Below are 18,387 nucleotides of genomic sequence, written 5' to 3'. Positions count from 1 at the left end.
GTAGAGATTCTATCAGTTTTTTTATTTATATTAGTAATTTTCAGAACGGATTTCGAAGTGTGCTTGATCATATGAGCAAACTGGGCATTTTTTAGGTGCTTTTTTACCAAAGTGAATGTGTCCACATTCTTGGCAAATCCAAGCTACTTCTCCATCACGCTCAAATACTTGACCTTCTTCTAAATTCTTTAATAATTGTAAGTAACGTGCTTCATGTTCTTTTTCGATTTTTCCAACCATTTCAAATAATACAGCAATGCGATTGAACCCTTCAGCGCGGGCTTGTGCTGCAAATGTTGCATACATATCTGTCCACTCACCATTTTCTCCCGCTGCAGCATCTTTTAAATTTGTCATTGTATCCGCTACTTCACCCTCGTGCAATAACTTGAACCATAATTTTGCATGTTGCATTTCATTATGGGCTGTTTCTAAGAAAATGTTAGAGATTTGCTCATATCCTTCTTCTTTTGCTTTAGCAGCATAGTAAGTATATTTATTACGCGCCATTGATTCTCCTGCAAATGCATGCATTAAGTTTTCTTCAGTTTTAGTTCCTTTTAAATTACTCATTATAGATCTCTCCTTATAACTCTTATTTTCAACTTTTTTCTTATAAACTAGTAACTATTACTAGTTTATATCATTTTTAAATGAAAATCAATAATAATTACTACTTTTCTTCAAATTAATTGATAATATGATATTTAATGATAATTATTATCAATATATATATAGTAAAAAATGTGATTACTTCTAATCAAAATAATCACATTTTTTACTTTTAGACTCATTTAATTTTAATTCTATACCACGATAGGCAATATTATTAAAAATTCAGTTCCTTGGTTAATAATACTGTTTACAGTAATTTCTCCTCCATGCATTTTTATAGCCGATTGGGTTAAAGATAACCCTAAGCCTATTCCACTATTGGAAGAAAGATTAGTTCCTTGACAACGGTAAAATGGTTTAAATATATTTTCATACTCCTCTACCGCTATCCCCTCTCCAGTATCAGAGATTTTTATATAGATATTTTCTTGTTCTTTCATGCAAGAAATTGTGACTGTTCCTAAAGGCTTATTGTACTTTATAGCATTTTCAATGATATTGTACAGTGCTCGATATAGTAAAATTTCATTTCCTACCATTTCGTCTTCTATCTCTTCTATGTTAACTTCTATACTGATTCCACTCTTTGATGCAATGACATTTAAGTCTTCAACCACATCTTCAAGAATAACTGAAACATTAACCCGGTCATTTAAGGGTTCATTTTCTTGTCTAATGATATCTAGTAATGTTTCAATAATTCCATTCATCTTTAAAACTGACTTTTCTATAACCTCTATAGTAGTTTTATATTCTTCAATATTAGTTTCTTCATTACTTTTTAATACGTCAATATTGGTTTTAATAACTGCTAATGGAGTTTTCAGTTCATGCGCTACACTAGAATTAAATCTTTTTTGCGAAGCAAATGCATTCTCTAATTTAGCAAGCATCTTATTAAATGAAATGGCCAATTCTTGAATTTCATCATGTGGCCCTTGTACATTTAAAGTGCAAGTTAAATTATCTTCATTTATTTCCTTTATATTATGGTTTAAATCAATAACAGGTTTTAATGCTTTATTAACTACAAAATAAGTAGTAAGGCAACCTAATATAGTAATAAAGCAAAACGTAATAATTGAAGTAGTATAAATATTCGATACTGTCTCACCTATGGCATTATCTATAATAACGACATTATTATCCGTCATATAATTCGGAATAATGATACCGTATGTTTCATTATTTTCAAATGAATAGATATCTATTATCAAGTCTGTTAACCCTGGCATTGTTTTTTTTATATCATAATTAATTGAAACAACAAGAATTGCACTTGTTAAAATCATGATTACTAAAGTCAATAAGGTAAATCTCCATTTTAAAGTCAATTTAAATTTCTTCAAATCTAGCTTCCTCCAAATAAATATCCAACACCTTTTATCGTTTGAATTATATTGTCTTTACCACTAATCGTGATCAGTTTTTTTCTTAAGGAATAAATATGAACCCTAATTACTGTCGTAAATGGATCCGCATTTTCATCCCAAACGTGTTGAATTAATTCCTCTGAACTAACAATTCGTCCTTTATTTTGTATGAGGTACTTTAAAATTGAGTATTCTTTCAGTGTTAAATTCAATATTTGGTCATTAAAGGTGACCTTATGAGTGGCTAAATCAAGACATAGTTCACCTTCTTTTATGATGGTAGGCACACTAGTAAACTCTCGTCTTAATAAAGCTCTAATTCGTGCTTTTAATTCTGAAAAATCGAAAGGTTTTACTAAATAATCATTTGCGCCTAAATCTAAACCTCTGATTTTATCTTCAATTTCCCTATTCGCAGATACAATAATTACTCGTGTTGTCATATCTTTTTCTCTTAATATTTCTAGGATAGAAAAACCGTCTATACTCGGGAGATTTATATCAAGAACCACTAAATTATAGGTATTAAAATTTAAAAGCTCTAATGCTTCCTCTCCATCCCCCGTAACATCAACAGCATATCCTTCCTTCTGTAGCCCCTTTTGTAAAGCTAATAATATATCTTTTTCATCTTCTATAATTAATAATCTCATAAAAAACTCCTAAATAACGATTAAACAACCTCACCTTTATATTAGTGAAGTTGTTTAATGGATTTTATTTAATAGGCTGTCTGATTTTCAAATATTATCATTCCATCCTGTATTGTTACAACTTTCTTACTTTCTTTTGCCACCTTATGATCATGTGTAATCACAATAATAGTATTTCCTCGTTCATTTAGTTCATTAAATAATTGAAGAATATCCTTTCCGGTAGCTGAATCTAATGCCCCTGTCGGTTCGTCAGCTAATAAAATAGTTGGATTCGTAACTAAAGCTCTCGCAATGGCTACACGTTGTTGCTGTCCTCCAGATAATTCATTTGGTTTATGAGAAATTCTTTCCCACAATCCAACCATTTTTATTTTTTCCTCTGCTATTTTAACAGCTTCATTTCTTGGTAATCCTTTAATTAGTAAAGGCATTATCACATTATCAAGAACAGTGTACTGTGGTATTAAATGATATTTTTGAAAGATAAATCCAATGTGTTCATTACGTAAGTTTGCTAAATCTACTTTATTACAATCCATTGTATTAATTCCATTAATATAATACTCTCCATCATCTGGAATATCCATACACCCTAAAATATTCATTAACGTTGTCTTTCCCGATCCTGATGACCCCAAAATAGCTATATACTCTCCATGTTCTACATTCAGGTTAATATCTTTAAGTACATGCAATGAATTTTCACCACTATGGTAATATTTATTAATATTTTTTAACGTAATAATATGATTCATAACTACCCCAGAATATCTATACTAATGACCGTGTTATTTTCACTATTCATTGTCACAGATAAGATAGAACCCTTTTTAATATCGGAAAATAATGCTTCTTCTCCAGTTAAACCATTGAAAATTTTAGCTCCCGCTGGAATAACTAAATCTTTTGTTTCTCCATTAAATGTCAATTGGCTAAATTGGTCAAAATTCAATCCTCCTTGTGAAATCATTGACTCCTCAGAAACTCCAGGATTTTCATCAGATGATTCACTTGATGAAAATTCAGTTGAATTGCCTTTTATTACTACACCATTTGGTAGTGTAAAAGTTTCACCATTTTCTAACTGAGAAAATTGGCTTTCATCTAAAGTAAATTCTAATGCTTCTTCATCCTCACTCTCATCTTCTAATGGTGTATAGTTATCATTACTCAATTTTAGGCTAATTTCATTTCCAACCATTTTTTCAACTTTTCCCAAATAGGAAGTTACCTGTAGTTGTTGTTCTTGTTCCTCAATCTGAGGTTGCTCCTCCTTATTTTCAGCCCAATTACCTTTATCACCTTCGGCACCACATCCTACTAATGATACCATTGTTAATGCTAAAACTGTTAATTCTAATGTTTTCTTCATAATAAAATTCATCCTTTCCTTTATTAGTATTTTTATTCATAACTCAACGCCTCTACAGGTTTGAGTTGAGATGCTTTATAAGCTGGGGAAAACCCGAATATAGTTCCTGTAAATATAGCAAATCCTAATGCCATTATTTGGCCTTCAACTGAAGGCGACACTGCTACTCCTACCTGCCTAACGAGTGGAATCACACAGTAACTAACAAGTATCCCAGTTATTCCACCAAAACTACTAATAATAATAGCCTCAAAAAGAAATAAAGACATAATTGTTCTTTCTTGTGCTCCAAGTGCTTTTAGAATTCCTATTTCTTTTGTACGCTCTTTTACAGTTAAAGATAAAACATTCATTATCCCAATTCCACCTACGACAAATACAATACTAGCAACAGAGATTAATAAAACATTCATGGTACGTGCAGATTCACTAGCAGCTTCTATACGACTTCCAGCATCTTCAGCTTTGTAAACATTGTCATCTTCTAAAAGATAGTTCAACGAATCTTCTATCTCAGCCATTGCCTTTTTAACGGATTTAATATTATTTGCTAAGGCTACAATTTGAGGTGTGGTACTCTTATCAAAAATGTTTTCTTGCGCTATAGAATATGGCATAAAAATAGTATCATCAGGACTTAACCCTTGCATTCCATCCGCACTTCTTTCTAACACTCCTATTATTTTGTAATTTTTCCCTTCTATCGTAATTGTTTTTCCGACCGCCTCTTCAGCTTGTGAAAAGTATTTAGTTGCTATTCCATCCCCAATTACAACAACATGATTCCCCTCCTCTATATCAATTCGATCTATATTATATCCCTGTATAATATTTAACTTAGAAACCGTGCTATACTCTTCTGTGACCCCTGTAATTGAAACATTTCCTTTTATTCCATTTAATACAGCTTGCTTATATGCCCCCCCTCTTAGGTAAATACCACTTAATGTAGTACTTTCATTCATAATAAACTCCATTTGTTCAGTTGTTAAATGTGGATAACTCCCTTCAAATACCTTGTTTCCCTTAGAATAATCGACATTAACATAAATTGTTTCTGCGCTCAATCCACTAAATTGATCCTTGACTGCCTCTTCCCCTCCCTTTCCGATCGCAATAACAGCTACAATTGTGGCTGTCCCTGCTATAATTCCTAAAGAAGTTAAAATCACCTTCGATTTATTCTCTAAAAGATTTTTTAAAACCAGTCTTATCATTTCAAAAAATCTCATACTCCTATCCTCCAACCACAACAGTGTCGCCTTCTGAAAGACCACTTACTATTTCAGAAATTTTTCCATCTGAGAAACCAGTTGTAATTTCTACTTCTTTTAGAGTCCCATCGTCTTGTTTAACTTGCACAAATTGTTTTCCATCTTTTAATGTAATCGCCTTATTAGAAAGAGTTAAAACATCTTTAACATCCTTGACAATAAATTGGGCACTAACAGTCATCCCTTCAAGTAATTTCAAATCATTCCCACTTATCTCAACCATAACAGAATAGTTAACTGAACTTCCTTGTCCATTCGGCTTTAAATTAATGAAACTTACGGTCCCTTCTAACATTTGATCCTGATAAGCGGAAACGATTAAATTAACACGTTGTCCTTCTTCAATCTTTGTAATTTCTTCTTGAGTAACTGTTATTTCTGCAAAAACCTTGGCATTTTCCCCAATTGTTACAATAGGGATTTCTGATGAAGTAGTTGAGCCCACTGTATAATTCAAATTAAGAATCGTCCCATCTATTTGTGCATATAAAGTAGAATTCTCTTTTAATTTATTAACCTTAGCGATTTGTTCATTAATTTTATCAACTTCTTTTTGAGCATTATTAATTGAATGATCTAACTCGCTATTAGTCAATGCATTTATTTCCCTATTAGCTGATTCTTCCTTTACTTCACTTTCTTTTTCCTTAGTACGTTCAACATCTAAACTATTTAAACTTTGATTTGTATTTTTAATCTCTGTTTCGAGTAACGATTTTTCTGATAATAATGTACTTTCAGTTAGCTTTAATTCTTGTAGTTTAGCTTCAATTTCTTCTGCATCACTCTCTTTCGTTTCATTGCTTTCTTGTAATAGGTTGGTATCTTCTACCGTGCTATTCTCTTGTAACACATGATTTTCGTCTACGTTGCGAGCTGTAGCTAAGTTTTGCATCTCTTCTATTTGACGTCTTACATCCTCTAATTTTTTATTAACGTCATTTAATTTATCCGTTAATTGATTAATATTATTTACTAAGGAATTTCTTTGGCTTTCATATTGATTCTTTGATCCTTGTACTTTATCTTCCCACGCTTTATTTTGATTCAGAACAGTCACCTGTTTATTATTCTTTGTAGATACTAAAGTTGCAGTTGCCTGCTCAAGCTGAGAGTTTAACTCTTCTAATTTATCATTAATAAATTTTTCAGAAATCGTTGCAATTTTATCTCCAATACTAACACGTTCTCCCTCTTTAACAAATAACTCCCCTATCTCGACGGGTTCTTCGAAATTTTGATTAACAGCTTGAAGCTTTAATGAACCTGATCCATTCGAGCCCGCTATAATATCTCCTCTTTTTACTTCATACTCTCGTTCCCTAGATACCAATTCACTATTAGTCTCGTTACTATCCTTAAACTTTGTATATGTGATTACTCCTGTTGGAGCTAATATCATGACTCCCACAACAATGGCTATTGTTTTTTTAGATAAAGCTTTATATTTTTTCCCCATCTTTGTATCACGCTCCTTATTTTCTAACTCTCCCATAGATGATTCTATCTTTTTTTCATCCATATAAAATATTTAGTATCCTAGGTACACACTTATCCTAACAAATTCAATGTAAAATTAACGTTAAGAAAAATAGTAATTAAAAAAGAAAAAGCCCAACACTTAAATGTGTTGGGCCTTATAGGCTAATCTAATTCTTTAACAAAAGATTCAATTTTTATTTCTTGTTTTGCTCCTATCATTTGACCAACAAGTGCAACTATTAATGCTGGTAATAGCCAGTTAAATCCCAACTTAGCAAGAGGCAACTGATTCATGATCGGCAACTGTAAAGCTGTTAAGATACTTAGAACAAGTGTCGTATATCCTGCAAGGATATACGGTAATTTACTTGTGAAGAAGTTTTTGAATAAACTTAAGATAATTAACGCAACTGATACCGGGTAAATAATCGTTAAAACTGGTACTGAAAGTGAAATAATTGTGTCTACTCCTACATTTGATGCAATTGCACTAAATACACAGATGAAAATTGCAACATATTCGTATTTTAATTTTTTGTTTGTTACATCTTCAAAGTATTTACTTGTCACTGATGTTAATCCAATGGCTGTTGTTAAACATGCAAAGGCAACAATAATACCTAAAATAATTAATCCTGGTTGTCCCATTAATTGTTTTGTAATGGCAATTAATAAGGCAGTTTGTGAAACTGATCCATCAAATTGTGTTGAAACAGTAGCTCCTAAGTAAGTTAATCCCCCGTACACTAAGACTAATCCACAAGAAGCTAAAATTGCTGATTTAATAGTCAATTTGATTTGTTCTTGTTTATCAGTGTATCCTTTACTTAAGAAAGAAGTCATCATAAAAGCTGTGATTCCCCCTATCGCTAAAGCATCCATTGTTTGGTATCCTTGTGTTAACCCCGTCGCAAATAAATCGTCTGAAGTAATCGTATGATTTAAACTACCTAGAGGAGAGATGAATCCTTTCCCAATTAAGAATACTAGGGCTAGTAATAAAACTGGTGTTAAGAACTTTCCAATAATGTCCATTACTTTACTTGGACGAATCGTTAATAGTAAAGTTACGGCAAAGAAAATAACTGAGAAGACAGCCGAATTAATTCCAGATGTAAAGGGTTGAATGCTTAATTCAAATGTTGTCGCGGCCGTTCTTGGAATCGCGATAATGGGTCCTAGACAAAGCATGGTGATAACTTCTAAGCTAACTCCAAATACTTTGCCAGCACGCCCCATAATGGCTTGGTAACTTCCAGCCTTTGCAACAGCGTAAATTGAAAGTAAGATGATTCCAACATCTCCTAAAATAAATCCAAGGAAACTTGTTAGCCACTCACTTCCTGATGTCACCCCGATAAATGGTGGGAAAATCAAATTACTTGCTCCAAAGAATATTGAAAACAAGGCAAATCCTACAACGATAATATCAACTTTTTGTTTCATACTTTCCTCTCCTTTTTCGTGTAAATAAAAAACCACATAGTATCTAGTGACTATGTGGTTACCTTGTCCATTTTTCATAAAAAGGGCCACATAGTTATTTTCTATGTGGCATCTACTTTATAAGAAGTTATAGCCATCATAGAGACAAACGCCTAAAGGTTTGTATCTATGATGAAATGAAGAAATCATAAATACAAACCTAACAATAATAGCTATAGTAAAATCGTGTTGTTAAATTTGAATTCATGTTTACTCCATCCTCTCTTCGTTATAAAATATTGTTACACTTATTATAATGGCATTATAAAATAAAATCAACCTATATATACCAATTTTTTCAAAGGGGATTTTTAATGGGAACCTATTATATTAAACAAAAAATATTTTCACTACGAGATCACTATTATGTTTATGATAAACATGAACAAGCAGCTTTTGAAGTAACCGGAAAATTTATAGCTATCGCCGATCAATTAACCATTCGCGATTTAAACCAAAATGAATTATTCACCGTTAAGCAAAAACTTATGACTGTATGGGGAGCCTATGATATTTATAAAGGAGACATCTTATGCGCAACAATTAAACGTCGACCTAGTCTATTTAAACCCAAGCTTGATGTTGAAAGTGAATATGGAAATTTTCAATTACGTGGAGATGTCTTTGATCACAACTTTAGCATTACAAAGGATGGTCAAGAAGTTGGACACATTGAAAAAAAATGGTTCAAACTAAGTGATCACTATGAACTACAAGTGGCTACTGGCCAGGATGATGCCTTCTTTATTGCCATGTTAATCGCGATTGATAACTGTCTACATAATAATAAAAATAATTAATTTAAAAATATATAAATAATTTTTTAAATTATGGATAAGCTAATAGTGGTTACACGTTTTGCAGATCATTTATGATTTTAAGCCTTCTTTCTACTTCCTAAATCTAAAAACTCCACGAGAATTCTCGTGGAGTTTTTAGTTCTTTTCAACTGTGTTATAATGAATTTGAATTAATTGGTTTTGTACCGAGGAGGATGAAATAAGTTGAAGGCAAATTATCATTCACACACAACGAGATGTCATCACGCAAAAGGAAGCGATGAAGAATATATTTTAAGTGCTATCAAAGGTGGCTTCGATGAAATTGGATTTTCTGATCACTGTCCTTGGCCATTTGAAAATGGATATTCATCTAGAATTCGCATGGATGTTTCTGAGTTTGAAAATTATGTGACAAGTGTCCAAGCACTAAAAGAAAAATATAAAAATCAAATTAGCGTCAAAATTGGTTTAGAGTGTGAGTATTTTGAGGAATACTTGCCATGGCTTAAAAACTTAATTCATGAATATAAGCTAGATTACGTTATTTTTGGAAATCACTTTTCTGAAAATGAATCTCGTGGTTATTATTTTGGAACAGAGACAACGTCAAAAGAAGCCTTATATCAATATATGGAAACAGCTATCAAAGGAATGGAAACTGGCTTATTCTCATACTTCGCCCATCCTGATTTATTTATGCGATCATGGACGGATCTTAATGAAGACTTCTATTACGTTTGCCGTAAAATATGTGAAAAAGCAAAAGAATTAGATATCTTATTAGAATATAATATCTCAGGATATATCTATAATCGTGATTTTAATGTAAATGGATTCCCAAATATTAATTTCTGGACAATTGCAGCCGAAGTCGGATGTAAAGCTATCATTGGAATTGATGCACATCATAATATGTATTACGAAACAGAAGAATATCGTAATCGTGCCTTAAAAGAATTAGCTGATTTAAATATTGAAGTCGTTGAAACAATGCCATTTATTCAACATTAGAATGAAACTTATTAACTTGGTTAAATCTATTATTATACAAGGAGGAATTCAAATGAATCATCAAGAAATTTTAGATATTCTTAATTTTCGCCATGCCTGTAAAGAATTTGATTCGAGTAAAAAGATTTCAAAGTCAGATTTTGATGTGATCTTAAAAGCAGGCCAACTTTCGCCAAGCTCAATGGGAATTGAACCATGGAAATTTCTTGTTATTGAGAATGAGGCCCTTCGTAATGAGTTAGCGCCACTCTCTTGGGGTGGAAAAGTACAAATTCCTAGTTGTTCACACCTTATTATTTTACTTAGTCGCAATGCTAGTGATTTAAAACACAACTCTGCGTACATCGACTATTTATTACGAGATGTTAAACAGATGCCAAATGAAACAATTGAAGGATTTAAAGGTATCATGAAATCTATTGAAGATACTCGTTTTAATAATGACGAGCGTGCTATTTTGAATTATTCATGTTTACAAACTTATTTAGCAGCCGCAAATATGATGACAGTTGCAGCAATGGAGAACATTGATTCATGTCCAATCGGTGGATATGATCAACAGGCAGTTGAAAACTTATTAGTTAGTCGAGGATTACTCGATAAAGATCACTTCTATTTAACGTTAATGATTGCATTTGGATATCGTAAAAATGAAGCTAAACCAAAAAGTCGTCAACCATTAGAAAGTATTGTTGAGTGGGTTAAATAAAGAAAAAATCGCCTAAAACAGGCGATTTTTTCTTTTGGTTCAATGGGATGAATGTACACCCTACTGTATAGCCTTATAAAAACTTGATTCATTGATACTATCATCTTTCACAGCATACTTTAAAATCGAATAAACTTTTAAAAATAAGAGCCATCTCATGAGGTGGCTTGATTGCACCATCTTCTATCCACTTTAATAATAAATTCCATATTCCACCCGCAATATAATGCATCTGATATTGATAAAACTCTTCATCTATCTCCTGATAATTTGTGATACTTGTGATTTCTTTAAAAATATCCGGTACTCGTTTATTAAATTTACATGTGAAAAAAACCAATAAATTTTGACGTAAAAGTAATTTTAAAAACTCTAAATGTTGGAGCCAAAATTCAAAATAAATAAGTCCTACTTTATAACAATTCAGTTCACTTGTTGCTTTAATTTTTTTAATAAATTCTTGTGCTAATAAGTCCCCATATTGGATTAGAATGTCTTCTTTAGATTCAAAATTACGGTAAAAGGTTTTGCGATCAACTTGTGCTCGCCTCGTAATTTCTGTAATTTTAATACTATTAAAATCTTCTTCTGTCATTAATTCTAGTAATGCTTCTGTTATAAATTGCTTTGAGCGAATGACGCTTGGATTAATTTTTTCAATCATGCTTTTATCTCCTGCCACAAAATAATGGATTATGTCCCACTTATTCTAAGTCTATTGACCGACCTTTATAGGCATAGTATACTACACCGTATAAAGTGCCACAAGTGTACCATTTTTAAAAGGAGAGATAATAATGAATCAAGAGCGATATTTAAAAGCCATTGATGAAAGATGTTCAAGAAGAACTTATATAACCAAAGATATTGAGGTGGAAAAAGTAAACTCGCTTCAAAGATGTATTAAAAACTTAAATGAAATGAGCGGCTTAAATCTTCAACTGCAGTTAAATGGACCTAAATTATTTAAAGGATTCTCTTCATCATATGGAATGTTAAAAGGTGTTGGAGCTTATTTTGCATTAGTCGGATCAAAAGATGATAAAGACTTGCTTGAGAAGGTTGGATATTTTGGTGAAATCCTTGCTCTTGAAGCAACAGCTCTCGGACTTGGAACGTGCTGGATTGGTGGAACTTATGACCGAAAACTATGTGCGAAGCTTATTGATTTAAAAGAAAATGAGGAACTTGTAGCAATTATCACTGTTGGTTACACACCAGTGGATAAAACATTTAAGGAGAAAATGATTAGTAAACTTTCTCACCGTAAGACAAAAACAGTTGAGGAAATGTATCATAGTAATGAAGAGGTACCGAATGAATTTATTAATGGGATGAAGGCGGTACAAAAAGCACCTTCTGCACTGAATAAGCAACCAGTTAAATTCCATTTCACAAATGGTGTTGTGACAACATCGACTCTTAATAGCACAGGATATGAAAAGATTGATCTTGGAATTGCTAAATTACATTTTGAAATTGGAACTGGGCTACAAAAGAAATTTGAGATTGAAAATGGACAATCTGTTTATAAATTTTAAAAGGAGATAACAAATTGTTATCTCCTTTTTCTCTATTTTATATATAATCCAATTAACTCCATATCTGTGTTATATGTTGCGGTTACTTGTAACTTTCCATTTGCGTAATTAGAAATTAGTACAACTGTTGCATAATCACCATTAGCTTTAATTGTACAAGATGATTTATCTCGAGACTCCCCTAATTTTTCGTAGACTGGCTCCCACGCTTTTTGAATAACTGAAGCACTTAAAATATCTTTTAAATCATCGTTTACTGTAGTAACAATCGCATCATAGTTCTCATCATTCAAGTTTTCAACAATCGCTATAGTCTCTTGTTTTAATGTTTCCTTATCAAAACTTTCATCTAATACTTGTCCACACCCTGTTAGTCCTAATAAAACACAAAATACTAATAATAGTTTTTTCATGATTGTATCCCCCCTCTTCAACTGTAATATAGCATATCAAGGCCTCATAACTTGTCAGAACCTAAACTTTTTTCTACCGAATCCTGTCGAAATTATGCTAAACTTAATCTAAATTTAATTTTTAGGGAGAGACAGTCTACATGAGAAAATTTATTATTGATACCGATACAGCTTCAGATGATGTGATTGCAATCATTACCGCATTACGTGAACCTAGCATCAAAGTTATGGGAATTACTGTAGTAGCCGGGAATGTCGGACTTGAACAATCACTCCAAAATGCCTTAACAGCAATCAAAGTATCTGACACTTATATTCCACCAGTATTCGGCGGAATGAGTAAACCACTTTTTCGTGATTTAGTAATGGCTGATGACGTTCACGGAAGCGATGGACTTGGAAATATGTTCTTACCAAGATCTAATTTATCAATTGAACCTGAACATGCAATGGATGGCCTACTTCGACTTATTGAAGAAAATCCATATGAAATCGAACTCATCACCCTAGGCCCTCTAACCAATATTGCCATGGCTTGCTTAAAAGCGCCTGAAACGATGAACAAATTAAAATCAATCACTTTAATGGCTGGAACAGGACTTGGACCGGGGAATATTACTGAAACAGCAGAATTTAATGTTTATGTCGATGCAGAAAGCTTATCTATCGTCTTAGATTTAGAAATTCCAAAACTCTTTGTTGGTTGGGATGCCATCATGAACAAAGGATTCTTAACTCGTCAAGACACTAACTACTTAAAAAACAGCGATTCATCACTTGCTAAATTTGCTATGCGTTGTACACAATCTCTTGATGAATACAATCAAAAACTTGGATTTGATGGATTTGAATTAGCAGATCCAACTGCAATGATTGCAGCTATTTGGCCTGAAATGATGACAAAATGCATTCCTGCTTATGCCACTGTTGAAACAAAAAATGAGGATAACTATGGCCAAGTCTATTTAGACTTATCTTCAAAAACACCCAACGCCACAATTTGTATCGATATCAACCCTGATTTATTTAAAAAATATCTATTTCAATCTTTATTATAAGATGAAGTGATATAATGAACTTATCATTATCACAGGGGGGCTACGATGGCTAAACTAAGGAAAATGCTTGGAAGTATAGATTCACCAGAGATTATTTCTTTAATGCATTTAATTGAAACACAAAATAAAATGACGATTGCCACTTGGTGTGTTAACTATGCAAAGGAACATATTCTCCCTATTTATCAAAAGAGTTTTCCGAAAGATCAACGCTTACTTCAAGCGATTAATGGAGCATTAGATTATTTAGAGGGGACAATAAAATTACCTGCAGCTAAAAAGCTAATCTCTGAGGCTCAAACAGCAGCAAGAGAGACAAAGGAAAATCCAGTAGCACAAGCGGCAGCAAGAGCAGTCGCTCAAGCCTGTGCCACTATTCATAAATCAACTAATGCATTGGCACTTGCATTTTATGGATCAGCAGCAATTGCCTATGATCGAGTGGGATTACTCGAAACAAAAGAAACTTATGATGAAATTGCGACTGAAGAATTTCATAGGTTAGAAGAAGCTTTACGCTCTATTGCGATTGAAAATGAACCCAATCCAGCCAAAATCAATTGGCACTGCTAGAATAAAAAATAGCACCGTATTGAGGTGCTATTTTTTATTCCGAATATCGAAAGGGCTTAGTTATCCATTTGAATAACTTATATATAATAAATACTGGAATACCATATTGAATCATGACTACTGTAAAATAGCATGCTAATTTAACAAAGAAAAAGATAAACGCAAATAAGCTAAAAAGCCAACTCATCACGAATGTCCTCCTTAATAAAACTATGTTTCATTTCCTTTGTATCTTATGTTTTTAAAGTATTTATGTGCGTTTTATTTACGATATTTCTTTAAAAACTGATTATTCCAATTTACGTGGTGTTTAATATATGGAGCAATATTTTTTCCTTTTAAATAAGCAATGAGCATCGGTGCTAATGTAACTACACCATCTCGATATCCGATTTCAATTCTTTCTTTAATCGAAGTTTGATTAAAATTTAAAGTTCCACTTCCATTCACAATTTCTAATGGAAACGAAGGATAAATTTCTATAATATTTGCCTGTGGATAAAGATTTAAATCTACTTTATCTGTATACGTTAAATGAACGACGATAATTAAATCTAAATCATGATTCATAATTGGAGCAATAGGTACATTATCCGCACTAGCTCCCGAATATAGAGGGTTATTAATTCCTCCATCCGCATATTGTTTACCTTTAAACGTCACTGGAGTAAAAATAAAGGGAACAGCACATGAAGCAATGCTAATATCAATTATTTCTTCTTCATTGTAATCATTGAGCTTAAAGTATTCTGGATGACCATCATTAATATTATAGGCACAACTGTAAATATCAATATTCGTACTTTTTAATGTTGGCATATCTACGAATTCCTCGATATAGTCACGAATTCCTTTTTGAGAAATGAGTCCAAGAGCACTTAAATCAACGTTTTCTGCTATTTCATCTGGCTTATGACCCGTAGCAATCAATTTGATGATTTCTCCTATATCAGCCAACTTAAATCCTTCACTTTTCGTGACAATCTTTTGATAAGTTAACGACTTCCAACTAATATCAATAAGGTCCCGCTTCTTCATACAAAGCATCAAGGAGTTAAGTGTTCCAATTGAAACACCAGAGACTGCTGTAATATTATTAATTAAATCTAAGTCCCATAAAGCTTGCATCACACCTGCTTGATAAGCTCCTTTTGTTCCTCCACCAGCTAAAACTAGGCCAACCTTCAAATCATAAAGACTTTGATCCATAAAATTCATTTTGCCACCTCGCAGCATGCATTATCTACCATTAGTCTATGTTATAATTCTCCATTTAATAGCAATATTAAGTGAAAATTAAATTTAATCTATTATTTCATTGCTTTTTCGCTTTCAAGTATATATAAATTCCTTAGCAAACTGATTATCACCCAGTCCTAAAATGAAGTTTAATTGTTCCTTATCTAATCCAAATAAAAAAGATGCCACCCATGTAGCATCTTCATTCCTTTATCTCAAGTCAGCTTTTAATCTTTTACGGTAAATAATTTTGATTAATATACAAATAGCAAATAAAAGTGTAATAATCATAACACTTAAAATTAAGAATAGTTCTTCTGGTAGAGCTAAAATAACTGGATCGGTACGATAATCAAAAACCCAGTAATCATTACGAAAGAAGATTTTATGGAACATCGTAAAAGTAGCTGAAAAGTTCACCATAATTGAAACAATTAACAAACCAAATACAATAAATGTTAAATTAACACCTTTATTAAACATAGATAATACGGCTTTATCTTTGTCGTGATGTTTAATCACTAAAAAGATAGCTAATGCGATGATAAATAAGATAACAATGACATATAACCATTGAAAAATGATTTTAACATCCGCAAAATGAATCATTCCATTTTCACTCATTTTAAAATCTGAAAGTGTCAAATACTCTGAACTAAAACACTGTAAATAAGAAACAATTTCTTTATAGTTTAGCATTAGAGCATCTTTTGAAAGTCCTGTAACCGAGGTTAATCGATATTTATCAATAATAAACCCATAAATAGAAGTGCAGTTTAAAACAATTAAGACAGTAGTTGAAATCAATGCTAGAAAAAACCACAATCCCCCTATATACTCTACAATCTTATGTTTTAACTTTTTACGCTTGTTCATACTTCTTTCTCCCTTGTGAAGCTTCTTTAAACATGATTTTATAGACTTTACTATTATAAATGCTCAACTTCATTGTGGCAATGTTATCTGCTTAAAAAGTTAAATTTAGTACTTAAAAAGACTAATCATCATCGGATGATGTAGAATAATGGAAAATGATTCCCTGTCATCTTTACGTTCATCGACATGTCAAAATGTTAGAAATATGATAGAATATTCATTAAGGCTAAAAAAACAAATATGATGAATCACTCTGAAAGGGGTTGTGAATATGGACTTCAATGCATTATCACCAAACTGGGATACTGACTTAAGAGTTAAACGCGCGGAAGCAATTAGTGCTGAGATTGAGAGTTATTTAGGAAGTGGCCCTCTTGAAATGATGGAGTTTGGTTGCGGAACAGGCCTCATTTCTTTTCATCTTAAAAATAAAAAAGCACAATTCTTACTAATCGATAATTCTGAAGGAATGATTAAGGAAGTTGAACAAAAAATTAATGAGTCTGATCTTAAAAATATGAAGACTTATTGTGGTGAATTAAAGGATTTAGAAACTGATACTAAATTTGACGTTATCTACACTTCAATGGTTTTACATCATATTGAGGATGTTCAATCTACTGTGAATCTTCTAGCAAGTCATTTAAAACCAAACGGAAAATTAATCATCGTGGACTTATTACCAGACGATGGAACTTTCCACAATCACAGTGAAACCTTTAAAGGTCACCACGGCTTCTCTATTAATGAAATGAAAGAGTATTTAGAAGCTGCTTCTTTACAAAATATTAGTGGCCGTAAATTTTACTCTAGTTATAAAATGGTCGATGATATGAATCATCCTTATAGCTTATTTAGTATCTATGCAACAAAATAAAAAAGTGAGATCTTAAGATCTCACTTTTTTATTTGTTATGAATTTTTCGAAATAGCTATTAAGTTGTCTTTTTTCATCTTCCGTAAAGTAAAAATGCCCTGATTTAGGTAACTCTAATACATTATATTTACAAGTTAAATGACGTTTAAATACATTTATACTTTCATCACTAACAAACTCATCATCTTTACAATGTACAATAGTTAATGGAATTTTAATCTCACCTAATTTTTTATTTGTTTCTCTAACAAGCGAAAATAAATCTAAATAGCGTGGAATCCATCTCAAATAGGTAATAAGATGTTTCGCTCTTTTAATACTCCAAGCTCGATAAATAGCTGTCGTATAAATATCTTTTTCATCAACTTTACCGCGCGCTACTTTTATACTACATCTTAATCCCCTAAAACTTAATTTTAATTTTAACGGTGTTGAAATTAAAAAAGCTTTTTTTATCTGTGGATAACGTAAAGAAGTTAAAAGGCCTAGTAAACACCCCATCGAATGACCAACAATAATAATCTGTTGATAATCTTTTGATAATCGTCTAATCGTCTGTTCAACATAATTTAGCCATACTTGTTTCTCAATACGAGAAAATCTTTCAGCACTATCACCATGTCCAGGTAATAAAATAGCATAACTTGAGTAACCATTTTGATTGGCGATATCAGCTAACCCTCTAAATTGATAGGGCCCCTCCAAAATTCCATGAATAAACAAAACCACACCCTTAGCATGTGGAACCTCGTGTATAAAAGGTTTATGGGCTACTCTTTTCGTTAATTCCATATTATCACCTATTCCTTAAGTCATAACAATATTTTACCATTTTTTATCTTTTTCATTCAGGATTTTGGTATTTTTATTGACTTAAAAAATGTTGATAAAGATTAATAGCATAATAATGAAAATATTTCGACTCATCTTATTCTCCATTACAATTGATTTAAGAAATAATTATATAAATAAACAGCATCAAGCACGTGATATTGTGGGGTATAGGCACTTCCATCAGCGTGCGTTGTCACAAGGGCATATTCGTGTTTTC

Annotated in this window: 20 protein-coding genes; 7 read left to right on the top strand and 13 right to left on the bottom strand. The window is 32.1% G+C overall.

Translation table 11 applies throughout. From position 1 onward, the window contains the following. Positions 1–30: 30 nt before the first annotated feature. The 8 genes from rbr to brnQ all read right to left on the bottom strand — a co-directional run bounded on the left by rbr (position 31) and on the right by brnQ (position 8,218). On the bottom strand, positions 31–573 hold the full coding sequence (gene rbr / locus J6D32_RS01075) for a rubrerythrin (RefSeq protein WP_006785031.1): 543 nt from the start codon (positions 571–573) through the stop codon (positions 31–33). A gap of 233 nt (positions 574–806) precedes the next feature. Beyond that, complete coding sequence (locus tag J6D32_RS01070) at positions 807–1,964, bottom strand: sensor histidine kinase (RefSeq protein WP_006785030.1); 1,158 nt, start codon at positions 1,962–1,964, stop codon at positions 807–809. Positions 1,965–1,966: 2 nt separating this feature from the next. Continuing rightward, a complete protein-coding gene (locus tag J6D32_RS01065) occupies positions 1,967–2,641 on the bottom strand; it encodes a response regulator transcription factor (protein ID WP_006785029.1) in 675 nt (224 codons plus the stop codon). 68 nt (positions 2,642–2,709) lie between these two features. Further along, positions 2,710–3,399: an ABC transporter ATP-binding protein gene (locus J6D32_RS01060; protein ID WP_006785028.1), complete on the bottom strand. Its 690-nt coding sequence runs from the start codon at positions 3,397–3,399 to the stop codon at positions 2,710–2,712. 2 nt (positions 3,400–3,401) lie between these two features. Then, positions 3,402–4,016, bottom strand: a complete 615-nt coding sequence (locus J6D32_RS01055) for a hypothetical protein (RefSeq protein WP_129821245.1) — start codon at positions 4,014–4,016, stop codon at positions 3,402–3,404. Between the two features lie 32 nt (positions 4,017–4,048). Further along, positions 4,049–5,248: an ABC transporter permease gene (locus J6D32_RS01050; protein WP_006785026.1), complete on the bottom strand. Its 1,200-nt coding sequence runs from the start codon at positions 5,246–5,248 to the stop codon at positions 4,049–4,051. Between the two features lie 4 nt (positions 5,249–5,252). Continuing rightward, positions 5,253–6,749 (bottom strand): HlyD family efflux transporter periplasmic adaptor subunit, encoded by a 1,497-nt coding sequence (locus J6D32_RS01045; RefSeq protein WP_287467186.1) that lies wholly within the window; start codon positions 6,747–6,749, stop codon positions 5,253–5,255. Positions 6,750–6,934: 185 nt separating this feature from the next. Then, positions 6,935–8,218, bottom strand: a complete 1,284-nt coding sequence (gene brnQ / locus J6D32_RS01040) for a branched-chain amino acid transport system II carrier protein (protein ID WP_147633237.1) — start codon at positions 8,216–8,218, stop codon at positions 6,935–6,937. A 353-nt stretch (positions 8,219–8,571) separates the two neighbouring features. Here brnQ and J6D32_RS01035 point away from each other — a divergent pair, with 353 nt between their 5' ends. The 3 genes from J6D32_RS01035 (at position 8,572) to J6D32_RS01025 (ending at position 10,759) form a co-directional block, all read left to right on the top strand. Then, complete coding sequence (locus J6D32_RS01035) at positions 8,572–9,057, top strand: LURP-one-related/scramblase family protein (protein ID WP_006785023.1); 486 nt, start codon at positions 8,572–8,574, stop codon at positions 9,055–9,057. A gap of 204 nt (positions 9,058–9,261) precedes the next feature. Beyond that, on the top strand, positions 9,262–10,050 hold the full coding sequence (locus J6D32_RS01030) for a histidinol-phosphatase (RefSeq protein WP_006785022.1): 789 nt from the start codon (positions 9,262–9,264) through the stop codon (positions 10,048–10,050). Positions 10,051–10,102: 52 nt separating this feature from the next. Then, positions 10,103–10,759: an NAD(P)H-dependent oxidoreductase gene (locus tag J6D32_RS01025; RefSeq protein ID WP_006785021.1), complete on the top strand. Its 657-nt coding sequence runs from the start codon at positions 10,103–10,105 to the stop codon at positions 10,757–10,759. 100 nt (positions 10,760–10,859) lie between these two features. On the opposite strand, the gene J6D32_RS01020 is transcribed toward J6D32_RS01025, so the two are convergent. After that, positions 10,860–11,423, bottom strand: a complete 564-nt coding sequence (locus J6D32_RS01020) for a TetR/AcrR family transcriptional regulator (RefSeq protein ID WP_006784546.1) — start codon at positions 11,421–11,423, stop codon at positions 10,860–10,862. A 133-nt stretch (positions 11,424–11,556) separates the two neighbouring features. Here J6D32_RS01020 and J6D32_RS01015 point away from each other — a divergent pair, with 133 nt between their 5' ends. Then, entirely contained in the window at positions 11,557–12,300 is a 744-nt protein-coding gene (locus tag J6D32_RS01015; protein ID WP_006784547.1) for a nitroreductase family protein, read from the top strand. 32 nt (positions 12,301–12,332) lie between these two features. Here the strand turns inward: J6D32_RS01015 and J6D32_RS01010 are convergent, their stop codons facing one another. After that, positions 12,333–12,713, bottom strand: a complete 381-nt coding sequence (locus J6D32_RS01010) for a DUF3887 domain-containing protein (protein WP_009606534.1) — start codon at positions 12,711–12,713, stop codon at positions 12,333–12,335. Between the two features lie 140 nt (positions 12,714–12,853). Between J6D32_RS01010 and J6D32_RS01005 the strand changes: the two genes are divergently transcribed. Both J6D32_RS01005 and J6D32_RS01000 read left to right on the top strand, forming a co-directional pair. After that, entirely contained in the window at positions 12,854–13,771 is a 918-nt protein-coding gene (locus tag J6D32_RS01005) for a nucleoside hydrolase (protein ID WP_006784549.1), read from the top strand. A gap of 45 nt (positions 13,772–13,816) precedes the next feature. Continuing rightward, positions 13,817–14,344, top strand: coding sequence for a putative immunity protein (locus J6D32_RS01000; RefSeq protein WP_055165199.1), 528 nt, complete (start codon positions 13,817–13,819; stop codon positions 14,342–14,344). Between the two features lie 261 nt (positions 14,345–14,605). Here J6D32_RS01000 and J6D32_RS00995 read toward each other — a convergent pair whose 3' ends face one another. Both J6D32_RS00995 and J6D32_RS00990 read right to left on the bottom strand, forming a co-directional pair. Further along, on the bottom strand, positions 14,606–15,562 hold the full coding sequence (locus J6D32_RS00995) for a patatin-like phospholipase family protein (RefSeq protein ID WP_006784551.1): 957 nt from the start codon (positions 15,560–15,562) through the stop codon (positions 14,606–14,608). Positions 15,563–15,793: 231 nt separating this feature from the next. After that, on the bottom strand, positions 15,794–16,459 hold the full coding sequence (locus J6D32_RS00990; RefSeq protein WP_006784552.1) for a TIGR01906 family membrane protein: 666 nt from the start codon (positions 16,457–16,459) through the stop codon (positions 15,794–15,796). A 271-nt stretch (positions 16,460–16,730) separates the two neighbouring features. Here J6D32_RS00990 and J6D32_RS00985 point away from each other — a divergent pair, with 271 nt between their 5' ends. Continuing rightward, positions 16,731–17,336: a class I SAM-dependent DNA methyltransferase gene (locus J6D32_RS00985; protein ID WP_006784553.1), complete on the top strand. Its 606-nt coding sequence runs from the start codon at positions 16,731–16,733 to the stop codon at positions 17,334–17,336. A 12-nt stretch (positions 17,337–17,348) separates the two neighbouring features. Here the strand turns inward: J6D32_RS00985 and J6D32_RS00980 are convergent, their stop codons facing one another. Continuing rightward, on the bottom strand, positions 17,349–18,128 hold the full coding sequence (locus J6D32_RS00980) for an alpha/beta hydrolase (RefSeq protein WP_006784554.1): 780 nt from the start codon (positions 18,126–18,128) through the stop codon (positions 17,349–17,351). Positions 18,129–18,387: the final 259 nt, after the last annotated feature.

Source organism: Turicibacter sp. (assembly GCF_017941855.1).
Taxonomy (GTDB): Bacteria; Bacillota_I; Bacilli_A; order MOL361; family Turicibacteraceae; genus Turicibacter; species Turicibacter sanguinis.
The sequence above is the reverse complement of the archived record's forward strand: the minus strand, read 5'-3'. Positions and strand labels throughout refer to the sequence as shown.

Bases quoted from the DNA above. Each gene is read 5' to 3' on its own strand.
- J6D32_RS01045 (WP_287467186.1), bottom strand. From the start codon at position 6,749: ATGGGGAAAAAATATAAAGCTTTATCTAAAAAAACAATAGCCATTGTT.
- J6D32_RS01005 (WP_006784549.1), top strand. From the start codon at position 12,854: ATGAGAAAATTTATTATTGATACCGATACAGCTTCAGATGATGTGATT.
- J6D32_RS01055 (WP_129821245.1), bottom strand. From the start codon at position 4,016: ATGAAGAAAACATTAGAATTAACAGTTTTAGCATTAACAATGGTATCA.
- J6D32_RS01025 (WP_006785021.1), top strand. From the start codon at position 10,103: ATGAATCATCAAGAAATTTTAGATATTCTTAATTTTCGCCATGCCTGT.
- J6D32_RS01015 (WP_006784547.1), top strand. From the start codon at position 11,557: ATGAATCAAGAGCGATATTTAAAAGCCATTGATGAAAGATGTTCAAGA.
- rbr (WP_006785031.1), bottom strand. From the start codon at position 573: ATGAGTAATTTAAAAGGAACTAAAACTGAAGAAAACTTAATGCATGCA.
- J6D32_RS00990 (WP_006784552.1), bottom strand. From the start codon at position 16,459: ATGAACAAGCGTAAAAAGTTAAAACATAAGATTGTAGAGTATATAGGG.
- J6D32_RS01050 (WP_006785026.1), bottom strand. From the start codon at position 5,248: ATGAGATTTTTTGAAATGATAAGACTGGTTTTAAAAAATCTTTTAGAG.
- J6D32_RS01060 (WP_006785028.1), bottom strand. From the start codon at position 3,399: ATGAATCATATTATTACGTTAAAAAATATTAATAAATATTACCATAGT.
- J6D32_RS00995 (WP_006784551.1), bottom strand. From the start codon at position 15,562: ATGAATTTTATGGATCAAAGTCTTTATGATTTGAAGGTTGGCCTAGTT.
- J6D32_RS00980 (WP_006784554.1), bottom strand. From the start codon at position 18,128: ATGGAATTAACGAAAAGAGTAGCCCATAAACCTTTTATACACGAGGTT.
- J6D32_RS01000 (WP_055165199.1), top strand. From the start codon at position 13,817: ATGGCTAAACTAAGGAAAATGCTTGGAAGTATAGATTCACCAGAGATT.
- J6D32_RS00985 (WP_006784553.1), top strand. From the start codon at position 16,731: ATGGACTTCAATGCATTATCACCAAACTGGGATACTGACTTAAGAGTT.
- J6D32_RS01020 (WP_006784546.1), bottom strand. From the start codon at position 11,423: ATGATTGAAAAAATTAATCCAAGCGTCATTCGCTCAAAGCAATTTATA.
- J6D32_RS01065 (WP_006785029.1), bottom strand. From the start codon at position 2,641: ATGAGATTATTAATTATAGAAGATGAAAAAGATATATTATTAGCTTTA.
- brnQ (WP_147633237.1), bottom strand. From the start codon at position 8,218: ATGAAACAAAAAGTTGATATTATCGTTGTAGGATTTGCCTTGTTTTCA.
- J6D32_RS01035 (WP_006785023.1), top strand. From the start codon at position 8,572: ATGGGAACCTATTATATTAAACAAAAAATATTTTCACTACGAGATCAC.
- J6D32_RS01010 (WP_009606534.1), bottom strand. From the start codon at position 12,713: ATGAAAAAACTATTATTAGTATTTTGTGTTTTATTAGGACTAACAGGG.